The organism is Luteibacter jiangsuensis, from assembly GCF_030812295.1.
Classification (GTDB): Bacteria; Pseudomonadota; Gammaproteobacteria; order Xanthomonadales; family Rhodanobacteraceae; genus Luteibacter; species Luteibacter jiangsuensis_A.
The window spans coordinates 326,845-351,852 of record NZ_JAUSSK010000003.1 but is presented as its reverse complement, the minus strand read 5'-3'; the positions used below and the strand labels follow the sequence as shown (position 1 = coordinate 351,852).

The window sequence follows — 25,008 nt, the reverse complement described above, 5'->3', positions numbered from 1 at the left end:
CCGGTCTCCACGCCACCTGCGACACGTGAAGATGTGCGCCAGGCGGCAGAAAGGGACGCGGCCTAGCGGTCACACTAGAATAAGAACAGGGGCCGATCCGGATGGGGCGGCCTACTGAAGCATCAATCCGGGGGGAACACCGCGTCATGGCTACCGCCACCGCCACGAAGAACGCACGCGCCATTGGCGTCGCGCGCGCCGAAGTCAACAAGCTGGTCATGTACGAATGGGTCGCCCTGGACAAGCGCGGCAAGCGCATGAAGGGGGAGATGCAGGCCAAGAATGCCGCCTTGGTCAAGGCGGAACTGCGCCGCCAGGGGATGAACCCGCAGACCGTACGCGAAAGGGCCAAGCCCCTGTTCGGTGCATCCGGAAGTTCGGTCAAGCCGCGGGACGTGGCGATCTTCAGCCGTCAGATCGCCACCATGATGGCCTCGGGCGTGCCCATGGTCCAGGCTTTCGACATCATTGCGAACGGCCAGAAGAACGTCCGCTTCAAGAACATGCTGAACGATGTGAAGAACGGCATCGAAGGCGGAGCATCCCTGCACGAAGCCCTCGCGCAGTACCCTGTGCAGTTCGACGAGCTGTACCGGAACCTGGTGCACGCCGGTGAATCGGCGGGCGTGCTCGACACGGTGCTCGACACGGTGGCGACCTACAAAGAGCGCATGGAAAGCATCAAGTCCAAGATCAAGAAGGCGCTCTTCTACCCGATCATGGTGCTCGTGGTCGCGCTTCTGGTTTCGATGATCCTGTTGCTCTTCGTGGTTCCCGTCTTCCAGCAGACTTTCGCGGAAGCCAAGGCCGAACTGCCCGCCCCGACCCAGTTCGTCGTGGCCGCGTCGAAGTTCATGCAGTCGTACTGGTGGGTCGTGATCGGCAGCATCGTCGGCTCGGTCGCCGCATTGATCTTCTTCAAGAAACGATCGCAGAAATTCGCGCATTTTCTCGACCGCGTTTCACTGCGTATCCCCGTGATCGGCGACCTCCTGCATAAATCCGCCATCGCTCGCTTTGCCCGCACTCTCGGCGTGACTTTTCATGCGGGCGTGCCATTGGTGGAGGCTTTGGACGCGGTTGCGGGAGCGACCGGCAGCATCGTCTACGGCGAGGCCGTGAAGCAAATGCGTGACGACATCGCCGTGGGCCATCAACTTCAGCTGTCCATGCGACAGACCAATCTGTTCCCCAACATGGTGGTACAGATGACGGCCATCGGCGAGGAATCCGGCTCATTGGATTCCATGCTGTTCAAGGTCGCGGAGTTCTACGAGGAAGAGGTCAATACGGCGGTGGATACGCTGAGCAGCCTGCTCGAGCCGTTCATCATGATCATCCTCGGCGTACTCGTCGGCGGCATGGTCATCTCCCTCTACCTCCCCATCTTCAAGCTCGCCGGCACCGTCTGACCCCGATCGTTCAGGCGAGGCACAATACGAACCCTTCGTCCTCGCGGGCGAGGGGTTTTTCTTAACCCACGGCCGAGCCCATGCCCGACTTACCCATCGCCCTCTGGATCACCTTCGCCGCCGTCTTCGGCCTGCTCGTGGGCAGTTTCCTCAACGTGGTCATCCTGCGCACGCCACCGCGCATGGAGTGGGAGTGGCGCAAGCAGGCGCGGGACGTCCTGGCGCTCGAGCCGGTCGACGAACCCAAGCCGCCGGGCATCGCGCTCGAGGCCTCGCATTGCCCGCAGTGCAAGCATCGCCTCGCCGCCCACGACAACATCCCCCTGTTCGGTTGGTTGTTCCTGCGCGGGCGCTGCCGCTATTGCGGTACGAAGATCTCGGCGCAGTACCCGCTGGTGGAACTCTTCACGGGCATCGCCAGCGCCCTGGTGGTCTGGCACTTCGGACCGACGCCGGCCGCCCTCGCCGGCCTGCTGTTCACCTTCTTCCTCATCGCGCTGTCCGGCATCGACGTCCGTACCCAGTTGCTGCCGGACGAACTGACCTATCCCCTGCTCTGGATCGGCCTCGGGCTCACCCTGATACCGGCGTGGCAGCCGCTGCCCGTGGGCCCGTCATCGGCGATCCTCGCCGCGCTGATCGGATACCTCAGCCTGTGGAGCGTGTACTGGCTGTTCAAGCTGCTCACCGGCAAGGAAGGCATGGGCCACGGCGATTTCAAGCTGCTCGCCGCACTGGGCGCGTGGATGGGCCCGGTGTCGCTGCTGCCGATCATCATGTTGTCCTCGCTGATCGGCGCCCTGGTCGGCGGCGGCCTCATGCTGTTTCGCAACCATCAGCGCGACGTGCCGATCCCCTTCGGCCCATACATCGCCGCGGCGGGCTGGGTCTGGTTCCTGGCGGGCGATCGGTTGCTCGCCGCCTACATGCGCTTCACCGGCCTCCAATGAGCGGCTTCGTCGTCGCGCTGACCGGCGGCATCGCCTCGGGCAAGAGCGCCGTGGAGCGCCGATTCGAAGCGCTCGGCATCCACGCCTACGACGCCGACGTGGCGGCGCGGGCCGTGGTCGAGCCCGGCTCCGAGGCACTGGCCCAGGTGGCGCGAACGTTCGGTCCAGGGGCGCTCGACGCCGAAGGAAGGCTCGACCGCGCGGCGATGCGCCAGCGTGTCTTCGACGATCCTTCCGCACGCGCGATGTTGGAAAGCATCCTGCACCCACGCATCCGCACCTGGCTTCGCGATGCCGCGGCGACCGATCGCGGGCCGTACTGCATCCTTTCGATTCCCCTGCTCGTGGAGAACCGCGAGCATTACGCGTGGGTGGATCGCGTGCTCGTGGTGGATGCGCCCGAGGACGTGCGGATCGAGCGGCTGACCCGCCGTGACGGCATCGACGCCAGCCTGGCCGCGAAGATGATCGAAGCGCAGGCGTCCCGCGAGCGTCGCCTGGCCATCGCCGACGACGTGATCGTCAACGACGGCGATGAAGCCGCACTGGACGCGAAGGTGGCGGCGCTGGATCGGCGTTATCGCGAACTGGCCGCCTGACGCCAAGCCTCCGCCTCACATCAGCGACACGGCCGCCAGCCGCTCCACGACGAAGTCCTCCGCCCGCACCGGCTGGCCGATGTGGTAGCCCTGCACCAGGTCGCAATCCATCTCGACCAGGCGCAGCAGGGTCTCTTCGTTCTCCACGCCCTCGGCGACCGCTTCCATGCCCAGGCGGTGGGCCACGTCGACCATGGCCTGCACGAGCAGTTCGGTACGACGGTCGGTGTTCATGGCGTCGACGAAGGTGCGGTCGATCTTCAGTTCGGTGGCCGGGAAATGCCGCAGGTAGGCGAACGACGCGTAGCCGGTGCCGAAATCGTCGATGGCCACGCGCACGCCGCGGTCGCGCAGGGAGCGCAATACACGCACGCTCATGTCCAGGTCGGTGAGCAGGGCCGTTTCCGTGATCTCGACGATCACCGTTTCCGGTGGCACGCCCCAGATGTCCATGGCACCGATCATCTGTTCCGCGAAACCCTGTTCGGCGAACACGCGCGGCGACAGGTTGATCGCGACGTCCAGCGGACAACCGCCCCGATGCAGCGCCGCGGCATGGCGCAGCGAGGCATTCAGGCTCCAGCGGGTCAGCGGCACGATCAGGTCGCTGCGCTCGGCGAACTGCACGAAATCGGCAGGTGCCACGTGGATCTGGGCGGTCGTGGTCCAGCGGGAAAGCGATTCCACCCGCACCACCTCGCCGGAACGCAGGTCGCGAAGCGGCTGGAAGGCCACATGCAGGCGATTGGCCTCGATGTCCTCGCGGAGTTCGCCGTAGAGGATCTCCACGGGCGTGGCGTCGGGCTGGTAAAGCGCGAACGGCTCGCCCACGCGCTGCGCCTCGTCATGGGCCAGTTCGGCGCGGCGATAGAGCAGTTCCGCGGAGGTGCCGTGTTCGGGATGCACCGCCACGCCGACCACGGGCCGTCCGTGCCACGGCCGTTCACCGCGCAACAGGGGCGTGTCGAAGGCACCTACGATGCGCGTGGCCGCCAGCAGGGCATGGGTGCGGTTGCGTACCGAGGGCAGCACCACGACGAAGCTGTCGTCACCGGCGACGAACACCGTGTCGACATGGCGAACCGCTTCCACCAGGCGCTCGCGCGCGGCCAGCATGATGGCGTTGCCGAAGTCGTAGCCGAAGCGGAGCTGCGCCTCGCGCATGCCCTGCAGCCGCACGACGAGCACGGCGCGCCATCCCGAATCGGGAACGACCCGGTCGAGGATGACCTGCACCGCAGGCAGGATGTCGGCACGCCGCTCGCTCATTGGACGAAATACTCCCGGGGATCGATTCCATGGCTGCCCGCGGGCAAGGTACGCAGGATCTCACGGCGGATGCTGTCCGATTGGTTCATGAGATCGATAATAAGGAATTCCTCCAGCGCTGCCTTGTCCTTTCGCGTAAGGATAGCCACACGAGGCTGCAGACGGCGCGCCTGGTTCTGCATCATGACGATCGCGACCTCGCCCGTGTTCAACTCCACCAGCGAGCCGGTCGGATAGACCCCCAGGCAGGCCTGGAACTGTTCCACCAGCTCGCCCTGGAACTCGCGGTCGCGCCCGGCATAGAGCTGGCGGAGGGCAAGGTGCCGGGAAACGGCCAGGCGGTACGGGCGCGGGGTGGACATCGCATGATAGGTATCGATGATCGCGGCCATCCGGCCGGATAGGGGAATGGCGGTGCCGGCCAGTCCCGCGGGGTACCCGCTGCCGTCGAAGCGCTCATGGTGGGTGAGCACCATGTCGCGCACCTCCGGATCGCTGACGCCGGCGTGGTCGAGGATGGCCATGCCTTCGCTCACGTGCTGGCGCGTCAGTTCCCATTCCTCGTCGCTCAACGGGCCGCCGCGTCCGAGCAATTCATCCGGCAACTGGGCCTTGCCCACGTCCATCAGCAGGCCGCCCGCGGCAAGACTGACGATGGCCTCGCCAGCGAATCCCATGTGCCTGCCGAACGCCGCCGCCAGCGTGCTGCAGGCGACGGCGTGCCGGTAGGTATAGCTGTCGCGCTGGCGCAGGCTTTCGATCCAGAAGAAGGCGTCGCCGCTGCGCAATACGCTGGCGACCATCGGCCGCACGGCCTCTTCCACCGCGCCCGGCTCGATCGCGCGGCCGCCGTGGATGTCGTCCACCAATCGTTCGGCGAAGCGTGACATGCCGTCGAAAGCCTCGCGGGCCCGCGGCAGTTCCTCTTCGAACGGCACCGTGTCCGTATAGGTGTGGCGGGCGACCAGGCGCGGGTTCGGTACCGGCCGGGGCGCCACGGCGGACACGACGCGCGCGGGCGTGACACGCCGGTGCATGTCCACGAAGACGTACTTGCAGAACCGGCTCAGGCGGTCGATATCGGCCTGCGCGGCGATCGGCAGCCCCTGCAACGGGAACGGCGTGTCGGACCATTCGCAATCGAGACGGCTCACGTACATGCCGACCTCCAGATCGGCCACGAACACGCGTCTCTCCACCAGGTCGTACGCCACTCTCCTGTCCCCCTTCCAAGCCACTGCGTTCCCATGCGGCGGCCGCCCACGCACGGTTATCCAACGGTTAGCGGCAGCTTCACGGAATCCTGAAGCCGCCTGTGAGGTAAAGACCGTATCCCCGGTCCTATAGGCAGGCCCACACCTCCCTCGGAGATCGCCATGCGCCGTCCCTTGCTTCCCGTCCTGTTCTTCGCCCTCACCGCCTGTATGGCCGCCTCGGCCCGGGACGAGGGCGTTCCCCTGCCCGCCCCCTCCATCGATGCCTCACCGGCCACCGGCGAGGCCACCGCCGTGTTCGCCGGCGGCTGTTTCTGGGGCGTGGAAGGGGTGTTCCAGCACGTGCGCGGCGTGAAGAGCGTGCGCGCCGGTTACGCCGGTGGCGACGCCGCCCACGCGAACTACGACGATGTCAGTGACGGGGATACCGGCCATGCGGAATCCGTGCGGGTGGTGTACGACCCCGCCCAGGTCACCTATGGCCAGTTGCTGCAGGTGTTCTTCTCCGTGGCCCAGGACCCGACCCTGCTGAACCGCCAGGGGCCGGATGTGGGCACGCAATATCGTTCGGCGGTCTTCTACGCCACGCCGGAGCAAAAGAAAGTGGCCGAGGCGTACGTGGCCCAGCTCACGGCGGCGCACGCGTTTCCGGCGCCCATCGTGACCGAGGTGACGCCGCTCAAGGCGTTCTACCTTGCCGAGGACTACCACCAGGACTACATGCGGCTGAACCCGGACGCGATGTACATCGTGGTGAACGACCGGCCGAAGGTGCTGGCGCTACAGCGGCTGTATCCGCAGCGGTATGCGGCTGCCTGGGCTAACGGGCGCTGAGGCGAGACTGGCGGGCGCTGAGGCGGACCCGAGTCGCCGACGAGTCGGCTCCCACAGGAGCATCGCGGCAGGGGCGGTTCCGCAAGGTTGAATCGCCGACAGGGTCGGCTCCCACCAGAGCATGCAGCCTCGGCCTCGGTGGGAACCAACCTTGTCGGCGATGCCCCTGACCTGGTGGGAACCACCCTGTCGGCGATGCCCCTGACCTGGTGGTGGGAGCCACCCCTGTCGGCGATGCCCCTGGCCTGGTGGTGGGAGCCGACCCTGTCGGCGATGCCCCTGTGGGAGCCGCTTCAGCGGCGATGCCCTCACCCCACCATCGGCAGGTTCAACCCCTGCTCCCGCGCGCAGGCGATCGCTTCGTCGTATCCGGCGTCCGCATGCCGCATCACGCCCGTGCCGGGATCGTTCCACAGCACCCGGGCGAGCCGCTTGTCCGCGGCCTCGGTACCGTCGCAGACGATCACCACGCCGCTGTGCTGGCTGTAACCCATGCCCACGCCGCCGCCATGGTGCAGACTCACCCAGGTCGCGCCGCCGGCCACGTTGAGCATGGCGTTGAGCAGCGGCCAGTCGCTGACGGCGTCGCTGCCGTCGCGCATGGCCTCGGTCTCGCGGTTCGGACTGGCCACGGACCCGGAATCCAGGTGGTCGCGGCCGATGACCACCGGCGCCTTCAGTTCACCGTTGCGGACCATCTCGTTGAAGGCCAGCCCGAGGCGATGACGCTGGCCCAGGCCGACCCAGCAGATGCGCGCCGGCAAGCCCTGGAAGCTGATCCGCTCGCGCGCCATGTCCAGCCAGCGGTGCAGGTGCGGGTCGTCCGGAATCAGTTCCTTCACCTTGGCGTCGGTCTTGTAGATGTCCTCCGGATCGCCCGACAGCGCCACCCAGCGGAACGGGCCCACGCCGCGGCAGAACAACGGACGGACGAACGCGGGCACGAAGCCGGGGAAGGCGAACGCCTCGGCCAGGCCCTCGTCCTTGGCCATCTGGCGGATGTTGTTGCCGTAGTCGAACGTCGGCACGCCCATCGCGTGGAACGCGAGCATGGCCTCCACGTGCTTGCGCATGGACACCTTCGCCGCCCGCGAGGTACCGGCGGGGTCGGACTTGCGCCGCTCGAACCACTCCTCCACCGTCCAGCCGGAAGGCAGGTAGCCGTTGACCGGATCGTGTGCGCTGGTCTGGTCGGTCACGGCATCCGGACGCACGCCGCGGCGGACCAGCTCGGGAAGCACGTCGGCCGCGTTGCCGAGCAGCGCCACGGAAACGGCGCGGCCTTCCTTCGCATAGCGCGCGAGGCGCGCCAGGGCGTCGTCCAGGTCGGTGGCCTGCTCATCGACATAGCGCGTCTTGAGGCGGAAATCGATGCGGCTCTGCTGGCACTCGATGGTGAGCGACGAGGCACCCGCCAGGCTGGCGGCCAGCGGTTGCGCGCCGCCCATGCCACCCAGGCCGGCCGTGAGGATCCAGCGGCCGGCGAGGTTGCCACCGTAATGCTGGCGGCCCATCTCCACGAAGGTCTCGTAGGTGCCTTGCACGATTCCCTGTGAACCGATGTAGATCCACGAGCCCGCGGTCATCTGGCCGTACATCATCAAGCCCTTGCGATCGAGCTCGTTGAAGTGCTCCCAGTTCGCCCACGCCGGCACGAGGTTGGAATTGGCGATGAGCACGCGCGGCGCGTCCGGGTGCGAGGGAAATACACCCACGGGCTTGCCCGACTGCACCAACAGCGTCTCGTCGTCGCGCAGATCGCGCAGGCTGCGCAGGATGGCGTCGAAGCATTCCCAGTTGCGCGCGGCACGGCCGATGCCTCCATACACCACCAGTTCCGCCGGGTTCTCCGCGACCTCCGGATCGAGGTTGTTCTGCAGCATGCGGAACGGTGCCTCCGTCAGCCAGCTGCGGCAGGTCAGTTCGCTGCCGCGCGGGGCACGGACGGTGCGGGTGGTGTCGATGCGCGTGACTGCGGTCATCGGGGGAGACTCCGTCGATCCAGGGAATCGCCGATTATGGTCCCGCGCCGCGACACCTCGCCATACGCGTCGCAGCAATGCCGCTCAATGGCCGGCGGAACCGGTCCGCGCGGGCACGGTTTGCGTCGCGTCCGGCCGCTGCAGGGTCTGGTACCGACGAACCGCATCGTTCTGGCGCGCCCGGTACAGCTGTTGCTGGCTGCGGTCCGCATCATCCAGCTGGTTACGCAGGGCAGGATCGGCGGCATTGGCGCGCTGGCGATCGAGGTTGTCCTGGCGCAGCTGTTCACGCAACGCGTTCTGGTTCAGGCGGTTCTGCACCTGCTGCCGGTCGACCTGCCGCTGCCATTGCTGGTTGGGCGTGGGCGTGGTGATGACGATCGGTTTCGGCCGCGGTGGAGGCGCCGCGGGCTTCGCCGGCTGAGTTTGCGCCACCACGAGCGCGGGCAGCATGGCGACCAGCCATGCCAGCAGGATCTTGCGTGATGAATTGGTCATGGGACTCGTCCATCATAGGAGGATTGTTCTGTCATACAGCGTAAGTCCCCGCCCATGAACGTCACGTTGCCTCGCTGCGGCGCATTTGTCGCGCTGCTCCTGGTGGCCCTGTCCGGATGCGCCACGCGTTCCGCCAAGCCCGCTGTATCGCCGCCGACACCGCAAGCCGTCCTGTTGGTCTCCATCGACGCCTTCCGCGCCGACTACATCGACCGTGGCCTGACCCCGAATCTCGTGGCGATGGCACGCGATGGCGTCACCGCGCCATACATGCTGCCGTCGTTTCCATCGCTCACCTTCCCGAACCACTACACCCTGGTGACCGGTCGCGTGCCCGATCGCAACGGCATCGTCAACAACACGATGCGGGACGCGACGCTGGGCAATTTCAGCCTTTCCAACCACGCGGCCACGCGCGACGGGCGCTGGTGGGACGAGGCCGAGCCCATCTGGGTGACGGCGCAGAAACAGGGATTGCACACGGCGACGATGTTCTGGCCCGGCACGGAAGCGGCCATCCACGGTGTGCGTCCGGACCACTGGATTCCGTTCGACGATTCGCTGACTTCGCGCCAGCGCGTGGACAAGCTCATGTCGTGGATCGACGAGCCCGGCCCGAAGCCGGTGTTCGATACCTTGTACTTCGATGCCGTGGACCACGCCGGCCATGAATCCGGCCCGGACTCGGAGCCGTTGAACGCGGCGCTGCGCGAGGTCGACGACGCCATGGGTTATCTCATCGCGCAGCTGCGCCAGCGCGGGCTATACGACACGATGAACATCGTCGTGGTCTCCGATCACGGCATGGCCGACGTTCCGCGCGGCAACATCGTGTTCGCCGACCAGGAAACCGATCTCGACGCACTCGACGCCGTGTCCTATGGCGTGGTGTCCACCTTCAACCCGAAGCCCGGCGTCGATGGCTCCCGGGCGGTGGCACGTCTCCTGGGCCCGCACGAACACATGCGCTGCTATCGCAAGGAAGACCTGCCCGCACGTCTCGAATACGGCCGGAATCCGCGCGTACCGGCGTATATCTGCCTCGCCGATACCGGCTGGGCGATCATCAGCCACGCGGTGCTGGCCAAGCGGACGATGCCCATGTCGCGTGGCGAGCACGGCTACGACAACCTCGACCCGACCATGCGCGCGCTGTTCGTGGCGCATGGGCCGGCCTTCGGGCGGGGGGTGACGATCGCGCCCTTCCCGAACGTGGACGTCTACCCCTTGCTGGCCCACCTGCTCGGCATCGCTCCGTTGCCGAACGACGGCCGCCTGGAGCGGGTGAAGGCGGCGCTGGCCCCGGCGGGGCACTGACGTCGCCGGACGGGCAAATCCCGTAGAATCCGGCCATGCGCGAAATCTATACGTCACCCCGCCAGGACAACATCGACCGGATCGTTGCCCTGCTCACCGAGAACGGCATCGACACCTCGGTGACCAATCGATCGAGCTGGAACCGGCCCACCTACCAGCGCTTCAGCTATTCGCAGCGCCAGGACGACCGCGACTCCTGGCCGAAGGTCTGGGTGCAGAGCGCCGACGACTTCCCGAAGGCGCGAGCCCTGCTCAAGGAGATCGGCATCGAGCCGGTGGTCCGCTTCCAGGAGGAACTCCAGTTGCACCGCCAGCCAGATCGCCGCCCGTCCGCCCAACGCACGGCCTCGCGCGTTCGCCTGATGGTGCTGGCGATCGTCGCCGGGGTGATGCTCGTGGTCGTGCTCAAGGCCACCCAGGTGCTCTGAACATAGGGGCGGTGCGGCGGCGACACCGCCGCGGTGACGCTCCGAGCACCATGGCGCTATAAGATCGAGCCATGACCGATCGCGTCCGCCTGTTCCAGACCCTGCCGCATACCTGCGGCTATTTCGCCGAGCGGACGGCGCAAAACCTCGTGGTCGATCCGGGCGCGCCGCACCTCGACAGGCTCTATGGCCCGGCCCTCGCGAAGGGTTTCCGCCGTGCCGGCGGGCACCTTTACCTGCCGCAGTGCGCCGCCTGTCAGGCCTGCGTGCCTTGCCGCATCGATGTCGAAGGTTTCGCTGCCGACCGCGGCCAGCGGCGCTGCCTGAAACGTAACGCGGATCTCACGGTCACCGAGCAGTTGCCCGGCTTCACCCACGAACGGCATGCGTTATATCAACGCTACCTGCACGCACGGCACAGCGGCGGCGGCATGGATGCGGCGGATGCGGAGGACTTCCAGCGATTCCTTGCCGCGCCGTGGAGTCCCACCCTCTTCCTCGAGTTCCGGCTCGGCCAGCGTCTGCTCGGCGTCGCCGTGACGGATGTGGCGCTGGCCGGCGTTTCGGCCGTCTATACGTTTTTCGACCCTGAGGAAGACGCCCGCAGCCTGGGCACCTTCGGCATCCTGCAACAGGTGGAACTGGCGAAGCGCCGTGGGATACCGTACGTGTACCTGGGTTTCTGGATTTCCGGCCATCCCAAGATGGACTACAAGCGCCGCTTCCAGCCACTGGAAATCCGCAAGCACGGCCGCTGGATCGCGATGCGCTGACCGCCCAGCCCCAAGGTGGAACCCACCCCCAAGATGAAAACTGACCCTAAGGTGGAACCGCCACTTGAGGTGGGAGCCGACCCTGTCGGCGATCCCGCGGCAGCGGGCCAGGTTACGGCAAGCACCCATCGCCGACAGGGTCGGCTCCCACCGTTCAGGCGGCTCCCACAGCCCATCGCGCGATCACCGCGTGCAAGGCCTCGATGCCGTCGAACAGGGCCGCCGGCCCCGGCTGCAGGATGATCGGCGATTTGATCTCGTGCAGTTCGCCGTCGCGCACGGCCGGCACATCGCTCCAACCCGAGCGGGACGCGACATGCTCCGGCCGGAAGCGTTTGCCGCACCACGAACCGAAAACGATATCCGGCGCACGCCGCACCACCTCGAGTGGATCGGCCAGGATGCGCTGCTTCGCCAGCGGCTCTTCGAGCAATTCGGGGAAGACATCGTCGCCACCGGCGATGCGCACGAGTTCACCCACCCAGCGAATGCCCGTGATAAGGGGATCGTCCCATTCCTCGAAATACACCTTCGGCCGGCGCGGCAATGCCGCGGCAAGCGCGGCGATCCGGGCCAGGTTTTCTTCGGCACGCACCGCCAGCGCCTCGGCTTTCGCCGTCGCGCCCACCATCGCACCAAGGCGGCGGATGTAGGCGACGATGCCGTCCACGCTGCGGTGGTTGCTGATCCAGACTTCCACGCCGGCGCGGATCAGTTCCCGGGCGATGTCGGCCTGGAGATCCGAGAAACCAATGGCGAGGTCGGGCTTCAGGTCGAGGATCTGGCCGATCTTCGCGCTGGTGAAAGCCGATACCTTGGGCTTCTCCTTGCGCGCCCGCGGCGGCCGTACGGTGAAGCCGGAAATGCCGACGATGCGATGGTCCTCCCCGATGGCATAGAGGACTTCGGTCGGTTCTTCCGTGAGGCAGACGATGCGTTGCGGGTAGGCGTCCGACATCAATGGCCCGAAACGGTCACGGTGATCTTGCGCTGGTGCGCTTCGTGACGGTGCTCATAGAGAAATACACCCTGCCAGGTTCCCAGCAACGGCTTGCCATTGTGCACGGGGACGGAAAGCGATACGCCCGTGAGCACCGAGCGCACATGCGCAGGCATGTCGTCGGGGCCTTCATCGCGGTGGCGGAACAGCGGATCGCCGTCGGGGACGAGCCGCGCGAAGAAACGTTCCAGGTCGTCGACGACGGTGGGATCGGCATTTTCGCCGATCAACAGGGACGCGCTGGTGTGCTGCACGAAGACGTGCGCGATGCCGGTGGATACCCCGCTGGCCGAGACGATCTCGGCGATACGGTCGGTCACCTCGCTCAGCGAGCGTCCACGCGTATGCACGGTGAACGTGGTCTGCGCGACGTGCTGGACGGGCTGGGCACGGCTCATGGGAAGGCTCCGGTCACGGATAAAGCAGGTGGCTGGACCAACTTGTACCGTCGCCCGCGTGCACGATCCGTTCGTGCAACCGGAACGTGGCGCCATACCAGAACTCGATGCGGTCCGGTTCCACGACATATCCGCCCCAATGGGGGGGGCGTGCCACCTCGCGGCCCGCGAATTCCTTCTCGTAGTGGGCCACGCGATCGTCGAAGGTCTGCCGGTCCGGCAGTTCCTGGCTCTGCTTCGAGGCCCAGGCACCGATCTGGCTGCCGCGTGGACGGCTGGCGAAATAGGCGTCCGACTCGGCCTCGCCAACCTTCTTGGCGAGTCCCTCGAAGCGAACCTGCACGCCTTCGCGGATCTGCTTCCAGTGCAGGCACAACGCCACCTGCGCGTTCTCCGCGATCTCGCCGGCCTTGGCGCTTTCGTAGTTGGTGAAGAAACGCGGGCCCTTCTCGTCGATGGCCTTGAGCAGGACGATGCGCGAGTGCACGCGGCCGGTACGGTCCGCCGTGGCGAGGTTCATCGCCGTGGGTTCACGGTCGCCACTGGCCTTGGCCTCGTCGAGCAGGCCGCGAAAGGTGTCGAGTATCTCTGGGGTGAGCATGACGATGGACTATGCTGTCGGCCATGGAATCCACCGATGCTAGCACGCTGGCCGCCACCGTCCTCGGACGTTTCGCCGCAGCGATCGAGCATGCGCCCAGGCCGTTCGTCCTGGGCATTTCCGGCCTGCAGGGCAGTGGCAAGAGCACCCTCGCCGCGGCGCTGATCGAAGCCGCGCACCAGCGTGGCTGGGGCGCGGTGGCGATGTCGCTCGATGATGTCTACCTGACCCGCGCCGAGCGTGAAGCGCTGGCTGTCGAGGTTCACCCCTTGCTGCGTACCCGCGGCGTGCCGGGCACGCACGACCTCGCCCTGCTCGGTTCCACGCTCAGCGCGCTGGAGAAGGCTTCGCCGGAACGGCCGGTACCGATACCCCGTTTCGACAAGGGGCACGACGACCGCTACGAGGAAGCGCAGTGGCCTACGATCGCGGAACCACCCCGGCTGGTGGTCCTGGAAGGATGGTGCCTGGGCGTGGAGCCGGCCGGGCCGGACGAGCTCGCCGAGCCGGTGAATGCACTGGAGCGCGGGGAAGATGCCGATGGCCGGTGGCGGCGCTGGGTCGATGCGCGGCTCTCGGGCTACCGCTCCCTCTGGGAACGCCTCGACGCCCTGGTGGTGCTGCAAGCGCCCTCATGGGACGTGGTGGCGGCATGGCGTGACGAAGCCGAACGCCCGCTGCGGGAGCGCGGTGAACCGCGAGCGATGGATGACTTGGAGCTTTCGAGGTTCCTGCAGCATTACGAGCGGATCAGCCGGCGGGCATTGCGGTCGCTGGAGGCGAAGGCCGATGTGGTGTTGCGGCTTGACGAGCACCGGCGCGCTTGTCGCCGCTGAAGCGGCTCCCACAAGAGGTTCCCACAAGCGGTTCCCACAGGGACTGGTCTCTGCCTGCCGTGATTGTGGGAGCCGCTTCAGCGGCGATGGGTGCTTGCCTCAGACCAGCGCGGCGTAACCATCCCGCGCATCCGGCCACGCGCAGCGGAAGCCCGTCGCGCGCAGACGTGCGTTCGACAACCGCTTGTTGCCCACGCCCGCCGGTGCCGGACCGTCCGGTGGCAGTGGCGCGCCGATCAAGCGCGCGAGATGGTCGTAGAGTTCGTCGATAGGCAAGGGCGTGTCGTCCACGCCGATATAAACCCGCTCGGGCGCGGCGATATCGAGCAGGCACGCGATCGCCGCCGCCGCATCGTCGACATGGATGCGGTTGGCGTAAACCTGCCGCCCGCGGGGCACGGCCACCTTGCCTTCGCGCAGCCGGTCGAACAGTTGCGTGCGGCCAGGTCCATAGAGCCCCGCCAGTCGAAGCGATACCCCGCCCACCGGCCCGGCCGCCAGCCAAGCCTCGGCCTCGATCAATACACGGCCATTGAAGCCGGGCGGCGACGGCTGCGTATCTTCGTCGATCCAATCGCCGCCGTGCTCGCCATACACCGCCGACGAGGAGACGAATACCGTGCGATGCGGCATGACCGGCAAGGCCTCGATCACATGCCGCAGCCCATCCACGAAGACGGCGCGGTACGCGGCTTCCTCGCGGGCGTCCGGCGTCGGCGCGAAGACCAGGGCATCGATCTTCGGCAAGCCGGCAAGCGTCTCCGGCCGGGTGAGGTCGCCGCGCAACCAGACGATGCCATCGCCAGCGGGCGTCTCCCCGCGGCGCAGGGCGAAGACGCGGCGTCCCTCCACGGCCAGGCGCCGCGCCAGACGCGTGCCGACATCGCCGGCACCGGCGACCAGGACGGTCTCGTATCTCTGCGCAGGGCTTGTTGCTAGCATGAGCGTGATGAATCCTTCGCCCAACCTGTTCCTGGTCGGCCCCACGGGCGCCGGCAAGACCTCGATCGGACAGCGCCTCGCGGCGCACTACGGCCTGCCCTTCGTCGACCTGGACGTGGAGATCGAGGCGCGCTGCGGCACGACGATCGCCGACATTTTCGAACGCGAGGGCGAGACGGGGTTTCGTGCGCGCGAATGTGCGCACCTGGACGAGTTTAGTCTGCGCGAGGGCATCGTGCTCGCCACCGGCGCGGGCGCCGTGCTCGACCCGGCGAACCGGCAAGCGCTGATGTCGCGCGGCACGGTGCTCATGCTCGGCGTGAGCGTGGAGGAACAGCTCGCCCGGCTCGAACACGATACCGCGCGGCCGATGATCGCGGGTCCCGACCGTCTCGGCCGCCTGAAGGCGCTCGCCGAACACCGCAACTACCTCTACGAGGACATCGCCGACCTTATCTTCCACGGCCGCCATGAAAGCGTGGACGATGCGGTGCCGCGTGCGATCGCCCTCCTCGAACGCCACTGGAAACGCACCTGATGGAAACCGTCGACGTCGACCTGGCCGGACGCAGCTATCCCGTCTGGATCGGACCGGGCCTCATCGCCGACAGCGCACGCTGGCGCGCGGCGATTCGCGGCAGGCACGTCTTGGTGGTGAGCAACACCACCGTGGCTCCGCTGTATCTGGACGCATTGGCGAAAGGCCTCGACGGACTGCACTGGTCGTCCTACCTGATCGGCGACGGCGAAATCCACAAGACGTTCGCCAACGTGGAGCGCGTGCTGGAAGCGTTGGGCGAGTTCGGCGCCACGCGCGACGCCTGCGTTATCGCGCTCGGCGGCGGCGTGGTCGGCGATCTCGCCGGCTTCGCCGCCGCATGCTGGATGCGCGGCATCGATTTCATCCAGGTGCCGACCACGTTGCTCGCGATGGTCGATTCCTCCGTCGGCGGCAAGACCGGCGTGAACCTGCCGGTGGGGAAGAACCTGGCGGGGGCCTTCCACCAGCCGCGCGCGGTGGTTGCCGACATCGACGTCCTGACCACGCTGCCGCAGCGCGAGTATCGCGCCGGCCTGGCCGAGGTCGTGAAAGGCGCGGCCATCGGCGACCCGGATTTCTTCGCCTGGCTCGAAGCGCATGCGGACGAACTCGCCGCCCGCGAGGCCGCGCCACTGATCGAAGCGATCGCGCGCAAGTGCCGCTACAAGGCGGGCGTGGTGGCGCGCGACGAAACCGAGCAAGGCGAGCGCGCCCTGTTGAACCTCGGCCATACCTTCGGGCATGCATTGGAGACCGCCGGCAACTACAGCGAGATCCTGCACGGCGAAGGCGTGGCGATCGGCATGGTGCTTGCCGCCCACCTGTCCGAGCGCCTGGGCATGTCGCCCGGCGGAGATACCGCGCGCCTCGTCGCCCTGCTCCAACGGCTCGGCCTGCCGACCGAGCCGTCGAAAGCGCATGCCGCCAGCCGCCTGCTCGAACTGATGCGCCTGGACAAGAAGAACACGGCCGGTACGTTGCGGTTGATCCTCTGGCGTGGCATCGGCAAGGCCCAAATCGTCTCCGGCGTCGCCGAAGCCGATGTCCTGGCCGTTCTGGCCTGAAGCAGCCGTCAGGCAAACCGCCTACAATGATCGGCCCTGCGCCAGCCCGGATCGCTCGATGCGGATCTACCTGCAAACCATGCCCGAAGCGGGGACGGAAGCGCCCCGCTACGTCCAGATAACGCTCGAACAGGACCTGCTCGGCGGCTGGACCCTGTACCGCGAAAGTGGCGTGCAAGGCGGCAAGGCGATGCTCAAGCGCGAAGTCTATGTCGACCGCGATGCCGCACTGGCCGCTTTCACCAAGGCGCGCGACGCCCAGATCAAGAAAGGGTTCAAGCTCATGTTCAGCCAGGGACAGGAGTCGGCGCATGGCCGCTGACGTTCTCCGCAACGACCGCTTCCTGCGCGCGTTGCGCCGCGAACCCACCGATACGACGCCCATCTGGGTCATGCGCCAGGCGGGCCGCTACCTGCCCGAATACCGCGCGACGCGCGCCAGGGCGGGCAGCTTCATGGGCCTGGCGACGAATCCGGAATACGCCTGCGAAGTCACGCTGCAGCCGCTCGACCGGTTCGAGCTGGACGCGGCGATCCTGTTCTCCGACATCCTCACCATTCCCGACGCGATGGGCCTGGGCCTCTCGTTCGAGCAAGGCGAAGGACCTCGCTTCGCCAACCCGGTGCGCGACGCCGCGGCGATCGGCAAGCTCACCGTGCCGGACATGGATGGCGAACTGCGCTACGTGATGGATGCGGTACGCCTGATCCGCAAGGAACTCGGCGGACGCGTGCCCCTGATCGGCTTCTCCGGCAGCCCGTGGACACTCGCCTGCTACATGGTGGAAGGCGAAGGTTCGCGTGACTTCGCTCGGGTGAAGGCGCTGGCGTGGAACGATCCAGCCCTCGCCCACCGCCTGCTCGACACCGTGGCCCGCTCCGTGGCCGCCTATCTCGTCGCGCAGGCGCATGCCGGCGCGCAGGCACTGATGATCTTCGACACCTGGGGCGGCCTGCTCGGCCCGGCGCCGTTCCGCGAGTTCTCGTTGCGCTACATGACACAGGTGGTGGATGCGTTGAAGTCCGACCCGTCCAGTCGTGATCTTCCGGTGATCCTGTTTTCCAAGGGCGCGGGCGGCCAACTCGAGGCACTGGCCGATACCGGCTGCACCGGCCTCGGTGTCGACTGGACCCTGGACATCGGCGAGGCCCGCCGCCGCGTGGGCGGCCGGGTGGCACTACAAGGCAACCTGGACCCGGCGGTGCTGCGCGCGTCGCCCGAGGTGGTCGCGCGCGAAGCTCGCGCGGTGCTGGATGCGTTCGGCAACCATCCGGGGCACGTGTTCAACCTCGGCCATGGCATCACGCCGGAAGTGGACCCGGAAAACGTGAAGGTGCTCGTGGATACGGTGCACGAGCATGGCCGGGCGATCCGCGCGGGCTGAGACGGGACTGGGCTGAGACGGGCCTATCGCCGACAGGGTCGGCTCCCACCGGAGCTTCCTGGTGGCAGTGGCTTGGTGGGAGCCGACTCTGTCGGCGATTCGGGTACTAGAAGCGGTTCGGCCCTGCGATATGGCACTTCGCCAGTTCGCCGCGCGCCGCATTCGCCCCGTTCTGGTCGCCCGCCTGCAAGCGCATCTCCACCACCGTCTGCCAGTTGCGTGCGCAGAGGCTGCCCGACTTAGGGCCCATGTCGAACGACTGCTTCGCCAGCTTCTCCGCCAACAGGTAATCCTGCAGGCGAATCGCGATCTCGGCGCGGTCCTGGATCAGTTCCGGGGCATCCGGCGCCATCTTCAGCGCCTGCGCCAGCTTGGCATCGGCGTCGGCATACTTGCCCGCACGGTCGTCGGCCTGGGCGGCGTGCTCCAGGCCCTGCACACCCGGATCGCGCAGCGGCGCGACCTCGATCGCCGACTTCTCGCGCTCACCCGCCGCGCGGACCTGAGCGACGATGTCGTAAGTGGGTTTGCTGGGACGGGTGGCCTGCGGCGGCGCGGGCTGGCTACAGGCGACAACGAGGGCGACGGTGGCGATGGCACAGAAACGAAGGCGATGCATGGGTCAATCCGTAGGATTACTGGGAACGGCCGGCGTGGGCTGCTGCTCATCGCCGCCGCCGAACATACCCTTGAATCGCTGCCAGAAACAGCCCTCCTCCGCTTCGGGCACGTAACCGGCGACGAACGGGAACTGGCGGGCGCCTTCACACGAGGGATCGGTGCGCTTGCCGGTCTGCGTATTCACGTAGGCCATCTCCAGGCCTTCGCCGGGCGCGGCCGACAACGGGCGCGTCGGCAGCTTGCGGAAAAGCTCCTGCCATACCCGCATGCTGCCCGTGGCCCCGTACAAGCCGGTCGGCTTGTTGTCGTCGCGGCCCATCCAGACGATGGCGAGGCGGTCGCCGGTGAAACCGGCGAACCAGCTGTCGCGCTGGCTGTCGCTGGTACCGGTCTTGCCCGCCGCGTGCAGCCAGGACAAGCCCGAGTTGCCGATGGCCGCGGCGGTGCCGCCATTCACCACCTGCTGCATCGCCCAGGTGGTGAGACGCGCGGCGGTCTGGTACTCGCCCTCCCCACCCTTCACCTCATAGCGCTTGATCGCCTGGCCCTTGCCGTCCATGACACCGCGCACCGCCACCAGCGGCAAGGCGTGGCCATCCGCCGCGATGTACTCGTACAACTGCGCCACCTGCAACGGCGAGAGGTCCACCGCGCCCAGCAGCAAGGACGGACTCGGGTTCACGTCCTCCAACCCGAACGACTCCAGAAAACCCTTGATCCGCGGCACGCCCACCTGCATGCCCAGGTTCACGGTGGCGAGGTTCCACGAGTGGACCAGCGCATCGAGCATCGGCACCTGGCCGTGAATCTCGCGATCGTCGTTCTGCGGTGTCCACGGCTTGCCATCGGGCTGGCGAAGATTGATCGGCGAATCGTCGACGATCGAGGCCAGTGACCACTTCGAGGGCTGCGCGAGCGCCACGAGATAGACCAGCGGCTTCACCAGCGAACCGATGGGACGGCGCGCGTCGAGCGCGCGGTTGAAACCCTGGTCGCCGGGATCGCGCGATCCGATCACGGCGAGCACGCTGCCATTGGAGGTATCGGTGACGACCGCCGCGGCTTGCGCGGCGGCACCACGCTTGCCCAGCGCTTTCATCGTGCTGAGAATTGCCTGCTCGGTGTACAACTGCGCGGACGGATCGAGCGTGGTGAAGATCGAGAGGCTGCCGTCGCGCAACGCGGCTTCGTCGAAGTCGGCGGTGATTTGCGAACGGACCAGTTGCATGAAGGCGGGGAAGCGGTTGTGCGGCAACTGCGCGTTGGCCGCGATACCCAGTGGCGTCGCCTGCGCGGCCTTGGTCTGCGCATCGTCCAGCAACCCCGTATCGTGGAACTGCTGGAGCACGAGGTTGCGCCGCGCCAGCGCACGATCCGGATAACGGCGCGGGTCGTAGTAGCTCGGCCCCTTCACCAGGCCGATAAGCAACGCGATCTCCTGCGGCCGAAGGTCTTCAAGGCGGCGGCCGAAGAAGAACTCGCCACCGGCGGCGAAACCGTGCACGGCCTGGTTGCCCTGCTGGCCGAGGAAGACCTCGTTGACGTAGGCCTCGAGGATGCGGCCCTTGGAGTAATGCGCCTCCATCAGCAGCGACAGGATCGCCTCGTTCACCTTGCGCAGCATGTTCTGGCTGCGATCGAGGAACAGGTTGCGCACGAGCTGCTGGGTGAGCGTCGAGCCGCCCTGCACGGTGTGGCCCGCACGGAGGTTGGCGAACGACGCGCGCGCGATCGCGGAGAAATCGAGGCCGATGTGGTTCTTGAAATCACGATCTTCCACGGCCTGCAAACCCTGCACGAGCAGCGGCGGCACGTTCTCCAGGCGGACGATGCGGCGCTCTTCCTGCTGCGCGCCATACAAGGTGGCGATGCGTGCGGGATCCAGGTGGATCGACTTGACCGGCTTGTTGTTGGTGTCGTCCACCACCGAGGCGACCTGTCCGTCGGACAGCGCCACGCGGATGCGATGCGGCAGTTCGCCGCCATCGGGTCCGGCGTAGCCATGCGAGGCGATCACGAAGCGCGAGCCGTTCTTCGAATAGCTGCCCTGTACCTTGCCCCCGCCTTCGGTGGTGTAGCCGGCGAAGGTGAGCTCCAGCTCGAGCGCGGCGGGGGTCAGCGGCACGCCCTGGGCCAGCGGCAATGGGCGCGCGTAGACGCGCGTGGGCACGGCGAATACGAGGTCGTTGAAACGTTCCTGCAGGCGCGCGTTGAGGATCAGCGTGTACGGCAGGAGGAAGCCGAACACCAGGCCCATCACCAGCCAGAAGGGAATGCGCAGCCAGGGCCAGCTGGTACGCAGGAGGGAGCCGAGACGGGTCAAGAAAGCCAACGCTGGGAAATCCTGGGGAAGGAGACGTACCCGGATGATAGGGGCACTCCCCCGGCGCCCATCTGAACGAACGCTGGCGGAACCGTGGCGCCGCGCGTCAGCGCATCGGCCGCCAGGTCTCCGGGCGGGGTTGGAACGGTCGCGGATGGACGCCCAGGACCCGCTCGAGCTCCCGATTGTCGGCGATCAGGTCGCTATCCAGCCGGCGGATCGGGCCACGCATGGCCGGCGAGACCAGTGCCGCGAGATCGAGGGCCAGGCGGGGAATCGGCGCAGGCAGCGACGGGCCGCCCGCGCTTCGATGGACGCGGCGGAACATTTCCGCGGCGCTCATGCGTTCGCCGCCACCGATCGGAAACGTGTGGCCACGGGCGAAGGGCGAGCCGAGCGCGGCCATGATCGCGGTCGCGATGTCCTCGGCGTGCACCGGTTGCCGCTGGCCGCGGCCGGCGGGAATCGGGAACACCCGGCGGCGCAACGCCGCCTGGACGATCGGCGTGAGGCTCTTGTCGACACCGGCGCCGTAGATCAACGTCGGACGGAACAGCGTCCACGGCATCCCGCGAGACGCGCAGGTGGCGATCAGGGTCGTTTCCGCATCGCGCAGGCGGCGCGAGAGTTCCCTCTCTTCCGGGACATCGGAATCGCGCTTGGTCTCGGCGCTCATCGACGAGGTGGCGATGACATGCGGCGTACCCACCAGGCGGGTGGCGGAGAGCCATGGCGCGAGGTGGTCGAGCGGCCCGAGGCTGATCACGGCGTCGAGCGAGGGCAACTCGGGCATCGCGTCCGGCAGCGCCCCCATGAGCCATCGCGGATCCGCCGGCGGCGGCCTCCGGCTGACCGCGAGGATATCCGTACCCCCTTCGGCGAGCCGGGGAAGCAGGAACTGGCCGATCTGACCCGAACCGCCGATGACGAGAACCCTCATGCCGCCACTCAACGGCCGGTCGCGATGCGCTCGTACGCGCTCTGCAGACGCGGATCGTCGGGCGCGTAGCGGCGCGCGTGGTCAAGCGCCTGGAAAGCGCCCTGACGGTCGCCCTGACCGGCCCGCTGGAGGGCGTTGTCGATCCAGGCGCTACCCAGCCGGTGGCGCAGGTCGGCCTGCGAGGTGCCACCGGGCGCGAGATCGGACAGGGTGGCGTAGAGGTTCTCGGCACGCTGGACGTTGCCGCTGGCAACCGCCTGCTGCATCTGCTTCTCCACCTGGGTGGGCAGGCCCTGCAACCCCGCACGTGCGGAGGCGTCGTTGCCATCGATGGCCAGGGCATTGCGGTACAGGTCGTAGGCGCTGTCGCCCGGCGGATCCATGATGTCGCCGCGCGACGCGGCGGCCTGGGCGCGACGGACGAGATCGGCGACCTTGGCCTTCTGCTCCGGCGTGACCTCCATGGAGGTTTCCGGCATCGCGTCGTCACCCGTGGGCTGCCCTGCCATGGCCGGTGTGCCCGCCTTCGCTTCGCCCCCACCGATACGCGCTCGCGCGGCGGCCAGTTCCGCCGACTTCGGCGCGAGCTTCGCCGCCTGGTCGAGCAAGCGCGTCGCCTGGACGTCGTCCTCGCTGTCGAGCGCGGCATTGGCCTGGACGATCAGCGCCTGCGCCACCCGGCCGAGCCCCGCCTTGGCGTCGGCGTTGTCAGGATCCGCGGCGAGGGCGGCACGGAACCGCGCCAGGGCGTTGTCATCGCCTTCACCGATGAAGCGGCCCGCACGCATCGCGTCATTGCCCTGCTGGATCAGCGCGTTGACCGCCTGGTCGTCCTGTTTCTTCGTTTCCGCGAGCGCCGCCCGCAGCGATGGCAGGTCGCCGTAACCCGGTACAAGGAGGGCGATGCGATCCACCAGTGCGTTGGCCTTGGCCTTGTCACCCGCCGCGATGGCCTGGCGTGCCTGCGCCGCAAGCGCATCGCCCACCTTGTCGAGCCCGCGCGCCGCCACCGCATTGGTCTTGTCCGCGTCCAGCACGCGCCGGTACAAAGCGCCGGCGCCGTCGTCGCCATCGAACTTCCCGGCGGCGTAGGCCTGCTGCGCCTGGTCGACCAGCGATTCGGTGCGTCCCTGCGGATTGCGCGCCTGCGACAACCGCTGGGCGATGCGCTCGACGTCGTTGCCGCCGCCGAGCAACTCGCGGGCGACGTTGAGCGCGGCTTCCGCCTCGTCCAGCTTGCCCGCATTGAGGGCCGCGTCCGCCTTGGCCACTTCCGCCTGCCCCACGCGGCGCAGGCCATCGCGGGCCACGTCGCTGTCGGGCTGCTGGTCGCGCGCCTTCTCGAAGAGTTCGCGGGCACTGTCGCCGTTGGTACCGTCGAGGTGCCCCTCGTCCAGCGCATGGTTGGCCTGGGCGAGTGTGTCGTTGAGTTCGGTGGCCGGCACCATGTTGCGCAGCCTGTCCTGCTGCAGCCACAGGGCTGTCGCCGCGCCGATCAGAACGAGCACGAGCACCGGGATCAACCAGCCGCGCTTGCGCGGGCGGCGCGGCGCGGAAGGCGGCTGCGTGCCGCCACGGCGTCGAGGCGTGTCGACGACCATATGCGGCAAGCCGTCGTCGACCGGCTGGGCCGGTGCGTCGAGGTCGTCGAGCCGGCCCAGCGTGGGTTCGGTGCGACCGCGCGATGCGCGGTCGTTATCGTCTCTGCGTCCGCTCATGGCAAGGCATCTTCCATAGGAGCGTCGCAGCTTAACATTCGGGCGTGAACGGCCGTTGTAGGCAGGATCGTCAGAGCTCCACGCGGATGCGGCTGGCCGCCCGCTTGGCTTTCTCCAGGGCCTCTTCGACCGTGGCCGCGCGCGCCAGCGTCACCGCCATGCGCCGGCGGCCGTGGACTTCCGGCTTGCCGAAGATGCGAAGCATCGTGCCCGTCTCGGCCAGTGCGTCGCCGACGCCGTGGTACTTCGGCGCACTGCCCTCGCCTTCGACGAGCACCGCGCACGATGCCGCGGGAGCGAAGGCGTGGATCTCGGGCACCGGCAGGCCGAGGATGGCGCGCGCGTGAAGGGCGAATTCCGAGAGATCCTGCGAGATAAGCGTGACCAGCCCCGTATCGTGCGGACGCGGACTCACCTCCGAGAAGATCACCTCGTCGCCGCGCACGAAGAATTCCACGCCGAAAACGCCCCAGCCGCCAAGGGCCGCGGTGACCGCGTCGGCCTGGCGTTCGGCGTCGGCACGTGCGGCATCGCTCATCGGCTGGGGCTGCCACGACTCGCGATAGTCGCCATCCTCCTGGCGGTGACCGATGGGCGCGCAGAACGATACGCCGTCGCGATGGCGCACCGTCAGCAGGGTGATCTCGTAGTCGAAGTCGACGAAGCCTTCCACGATGACGCGACCGCGCCCTGCGCGTCCACCCGATTGCGCGTACTCCCATGCCCCAGGGGCATCGTCCGGCGAGCGCACCACGCTCTGCCCCTTGCCGGAGGAGCTCATCACCGGCTTGACCACGCATGGCGTGCCCAGCTCCGCGACCGCGGCAAGGAAGTCCTCGCGCGTGTCGCAGAAGCGGTAGGGCGAAGTGGGCAGGCCGAGTTCCTCGGCAGCGAGCCGGCGGATGCCTTCGCGGTCCATGGTGAGCCACGCGGCTTTCGCCGTGGGCACGACCTTGAGTCCCTCCTTCTCCATCGCGATCAGCGTGGGCGTGTGGATGGCCTCGATCTCCGGCACCACCAGGTCCGGTTCCTCCTGCTCGATCACGGCGCGCAGCGCCGCGCCATCGAGCATGTCGATCACATGGCTGCGGTGGGCCACCTGCATCGCTGGCGCATTCGGATACCGGTCCACGGCCACCACCTCGACGGCGAAACGCTGCAACTCGATCGCCACTTCCTTGCCTAGTTCGCCCGATCCCAGCAGGAGCACCTTGAGCGCGGTGTGGGAATGCGGGGTGCCGAAGGTCGTCATGGGGAGGAATCCAGGGAGGGCGAAGCCGCCATTCTAGCCGCCCTGCCATCCGGCCAAAGGGGGGATTGACTCGCGCCGCGAACGTGATGTGATGGAGCCGTCCCCAACAAT

Annotated in this window: 25 protein-coding genes; 12 read left to right on the top strand and 13 right to left on the bottom strand. The window is 67.5% G+C overall.

What is annotated here, in order from left to right:
- The first annotated feature begins 146 nt into the window (after nucleotides 1–146).
- The 3 genes from J2T07_RS11755 (at nucleotide 147) to coaE (ending at nucleotide 2,961) form a co-directional block, all read left to right on the top strand.
- Entirely contained in the window at nucleotides 147–1,412 is a 1,266-nt protein-coding gene (locus tag J2T07_RS11755; protein WP_306850204.1) for a type II secretion system F family protein, read from the top strand.
- Between the two features lie 80 nt (nucleotides 1,413–1,492).
- Complete coding sequence (locus J2T07_RS11750) at nucleotides 1,493–2,362, top strand: prepilin peptidase (RefSeq protein WP_306850201.1); 870 nt, start codon at nucleotides 1,493–1,495, stop codon at nucleotides 2,360–2,362.
- Nucleotides 2,359–2,961 carry a dephospho-CoA kinase gene (gene coaE, locus J2T07_RS11745; protein WP_306850199.1) on the top strand — a complete coding sequence of 201 codons (603 nt, stop codon included), beginning with the start codon at nucleotides 2,359–2,361 and terminating at the stop codon, nucleotides 2,959–2,961. Before J2T07_RS11750 ends, coaE begins: the two co-directional genes overlap by 4 nt.
- Before the next feature lie 15 nt (nucleotides 2,962–2,976).
- Here the strand turns inward: coaE and J2T07_RS11740 are convergent, their stop codons facing one another.
- Nucleotides 2,977–4,230 carry a putative bifunctional diguanylate cyclase/phosphodiesterase gene (locus J2T07_RS11740; RefSeq protein WP_306850197.1) on the bottom strand — a complete coding sequence of 418 codons (1,254 nt, stop codon included), beginning with the start codon at nucleotides 4,228–4,230 and terminating at the stop codon, nucleotides 2,977–2,979.
- Entirely contained in the window at nucleotides 4,227–5,444 is a 1,218-nt protein-coding gene (locus J2T07_RS11735) for an HD-GYP domain-containing protein (RefSeq protein ID WP_306850195.1), read from the bottom strand. The genes J2T07_RS11740 and J2T07_RS11735 overlap by 4 nt, the downstream gene beginning before the upstream one ends.
- Nucleotides 5,445–5,606: 162 nt before the next feature.
- Here J2T07_RS11735 and msrA point away from each other — a divergent pair, with 162 nt between their 5' ends.
- Nucleotides 5,607–6,278, top strand: a complete 672-nt coding sequence (msrA, locus tag J2T07_RS11730; RefSeq protein ID WP_306850193.1) for a peptide-methionine (S)-S-oxide reductase MsrA — start codon at nucleotides 5,607–5,609, stop codon at nucleotides 6,276–6,278.
- Between the two features lie 308 nt (nucleotides 6,279–6,586).
- Here the strand turns inward: msrA and hutU are convergent, their stop codons facing one another.
- A complete protein-coding gene (gene hutU / locus J2T07_RS11725) occupies nucleotides 6,587–8,260 on the bottom strand; it encodes a urocanate hydratase (protein ID WP_306850191.1) in 1,674 nt (557 codons plus the stop codon).
- 84 nt (nucleotides 8,261–8,344) lie between these two features.
- Nucleotides 8,345–8,758 carry a hypothetical protein gene (locus J2T07_RS11720; protein ID WP_306850189.1) on the bottom strand — a complete coding sequence of 138 codons (414 nt, stop codon included), beginning with the start codon at nucleotides 8,756–8,758 and terminating at the stop codon, nucleotides 8,345–8,347.
- A gap of 54 nt (nucleotides 8,759–8,812) precedes the next feature.
- Here J2T07_RS11720 and J2T07_RS11715 point away from each other — a divergent pair, with 54 nt between their 5' ends.
- The 3 genes from J2T07_RS11715 to J2T07_RS11705 all read left to right on the top strand — a co-directional run bounded on the left by J2T07_RS11715 (nucleotide 8,813) and on the right by J2T07_RS11705 (nucleotide 11,276).
- Entirely contained in the window at nucleotides 8,813–10,075 is a 1,263-nt protein-coding gene (locus tag J2T07_RS11715) for an ectonucleotide pyrophosphatase/phosphodiesterase (protein WP_306850187.1), read from the top strand.
- A 35-nt stretch (nucleotides 10,076–10,110) separates the two neighbouring features.
- Nucleotides 10,111–10,503 carry a hypothetical protein gene (locus J2T07_RS11710; protein WP_306850185.1) on the top strand — a complete coding sequence of 131 codons (393 nt, stop codon included), beginning with the start codon at nucleotides 10,111–10,113 and terminating at the stop codon, nucleotides 10,501–10,503.
- Nucleotides 10,504–10,574: 71 nt separating this feature from the next.
- Complete coding sequence (locus tag J2T07_RS11705; protein WP_306850183.1) at nucleotides 10,575–11,276, top strand: arginyltransferase; 702 nt, start codon at nucleotides 10,575–10,577, stop codon at nucleotides 11,274–11,276.
- A 154-nt stretch (nucleotides 11,277–11,430) separates the two neighbouring features.
- Here the strand turns inward: J2T07_RS11705 and J2T07_RS11700 are convergent, their stop codons facing one another.
- Genes J2T07_RS11700 through pdxH form a run of 3 tightly spaced genes read right to left on the bottom strand, consistent with a single transcriptional unit; the run spans nucleotide 11,431 to nucleotide 13,275 of the window.
- The gene (locus J2T07_RS11700; RefSeq protein ID WP_306850181.1) at nucleotides 11,431–12,234 is read right to left on the bottom strand and encodes an ABC transporter substrate-binding protein; all 804 of its coding nucleotides are present in this window, start codon (nucleotides 12,232–12,234) and stop codon (nucleotides 11,431–11,433) included.
- Nucleotides 12,234–12,674: a secondary thiamine-phosphate synthase enzyme YjbQ gene (locus J2T07_RS11695; RefSeq protein WP_306850179.1), complete on the bottom strand. Its 441-nt coding sequence runs from the start codon at nucleotides 12,672–12,674 to the stop codon at nucleotides 12,234–12,236. The genes J2T07_RS11700 and J2T07_RS11695 overlap by 1 nt, the downstream gene beginning before the upstream one ends.
- 13 nt (nucleotides 12,675–12,687) lie before the next feature.
- Nucleotides 12,688–13,275, bottom strand: coding sequence for a pyridoxamine 5'-phosphate oxidase (gene pdxH, locus J2T07_RS11690; RefSeq protein WP_306850177.1), 588 nt, complete (start codon nucleotides 13,273–13,275; stop codon nucleotides 12,688–12,690).
- Nucleotides 13,276–13,298: 23 nt separating this feature from the next.
- Here pdxH and J2T07_RS11685 point away from each other — a divergent pair, with 23 nt between their 5' ends.
- Nucleotides 13,299–14,111, top strand: coding sequence for a kinase (locus tag J2T07_RS11685; RefSeq protein WP_306850175.1), 813 nt, complete (start codon nucleotides 13,299–13,301; stop codon nucleotides 14,109–14,111).
- A gap of 99 nt (nucleotides 14,112–14,210) precedes the next feature.
- On the opposite strand, the gene J2T07_RS11680 is transcribed toward J2T07_RS11685, so the two are convergent.
- Entirely contained in the window at nucleotides 14,211–15,053 is an 843-nt protein-coding gene (locus J2T07_RS11680; RefSeq protein ID WP_306850173.1) for an NAD-dependent epimerase/dehydratase family protein, read from the bottom strand.
- 7 nt (nucleotides 15,054–15,060) lie between these two features.
- Between J2T07_RS11680 and J2T07_RS11675 the strand changes: the two genes are divergently transcribed.
- Genes J2T07_RS11675 through hemE form a run of 4 tightly spaced genes read left to right on the top strand, consistent with a single transcriptional unit; the run spans nucleotide 15,061 to nucleotide 18,043 of the window.
- Nucleotides 15,061–15,591, top strand: a complete 531-nt coding sequence (locus J2T07_RS11675; RefSeq protein WP_306850171.1) for a shikimate kinase — start codon at nucleotides 15,061–15,063, stop codon at nucleotides 15,589–15,591.
- Complete coding sequence (gene aroB / locus J2T07_RS11670) at nucleotides 15,591–16,658, top strand: 3-dehydroquinate synthase (RefSeq protein ID WP_306850169.1); 1,068 nt, start codon at nucleotides 15,591–15,593, stop codon at nucleotides 16,656–16,658. The genes J2T07_RS11675 and aroB overlap by 1 nt, the downstream gene beginning before the upstream one ends.
- A gap of 58 nt (nucleotides 16,659–16,716) precedes the next feature.
- Complete coding sequence (locus tag J2T07_RS11665; protein ID WP_306850677.1) at nucleotides 16,717–16,980, top strand: WGR domain-containing protein; 264 nt, start codon at nucleotides 16,717–16,719, stop codon at nucleotides 16,978–16,980.
- Nucleotides 16,970–18,043 (top strand): uroporphyrinogen decarboxylase, encoded by a 1,074-nt coding sequence (gene hemE / locus J2T07_RS11660; protein WP_306850168.1) that lies wholly within the window; start codon nucleotides 16,970–16,972, stop codon nucleotides 18,041–18,043. Before J2T07_RS11665 ends, hemE begins: the two co-directional genes overlap by 11 nt.
- 106 nt (nucleotides 18,044–18,149) lie before the next feature.
- On the opposite strand, the gene J2T07_RS11655 is transcribed toward hemE, so the two are convergent.
- From J2T07_RS11655 to purT, 5 genes are all read right to left on the bottom strand, one after another.
- A complete protein-coding gene (locus J2T07_RS11655; RefSeq protein ID WP_306850167.1) occupies nucleotides 18,150–18,662 on the bottom strand; it encodes a tetratricopeptide repeat protein in 513 nt (170 codons plus the stop codon).
- A gap of 3 nt (nucleotides 18,663–18,665) precedes the next feature.
- A complete protein-coding gene (mrcB, locus tag J2T07_RS11650) occupies nucleotides 18,666–20,996 on the bottom strand; it encodes a penicillin-binding protein 1B (protein ID WP_306850166.1) in 2,331 nt (776 codons plus the stop codon).
- 97 nt (nucleotides 20,997–21,093) lie between these two features.
- Complete coding sequence (locus J2T07_RS11645) at nucleotides 21,094–21,927, bottom strand: SDR family oxidoreductase (RefSeq protein WP_306850165.1); 834 nt, start codon at nucleotides 21,925–21,927, stop codon at nucleotides 21,094–21,096.
- 8 nt (nucleotides 21,928–21,935) lie between these two features.
- The gene (locus tag J2T07_RS11640; RefSeq protein WP_306850163.1) at nucleotides 21,936–23,645 is read right to left on the bottom strand and encodes a hypothetical protein; all 1,710 of its coding nucleotides are present in this window, start codon (nucleotides 23,643–23,645) and stop codon (nucleotides 21,936–21,938) included.
- Nucleotides 23,646–23,715: 70 nt separating this feature from the next.
- On the bottom strand, nucleotides 23,716–24,897 hold the full coding sequence (gene purT, locus J2T07_RS11635) for a formate-dependent phosphoribosylglycinamide formyltransferase (RefSeq protein WP_306850161.1): 1,182 nt from the start codon (nucleotides 24,895–24,897) through the stop codon (nucleotides 23,716–23,718).
- Between the last annotated feature and the right edge of the window lie 111 nt (nucleotides 24,898–25,008).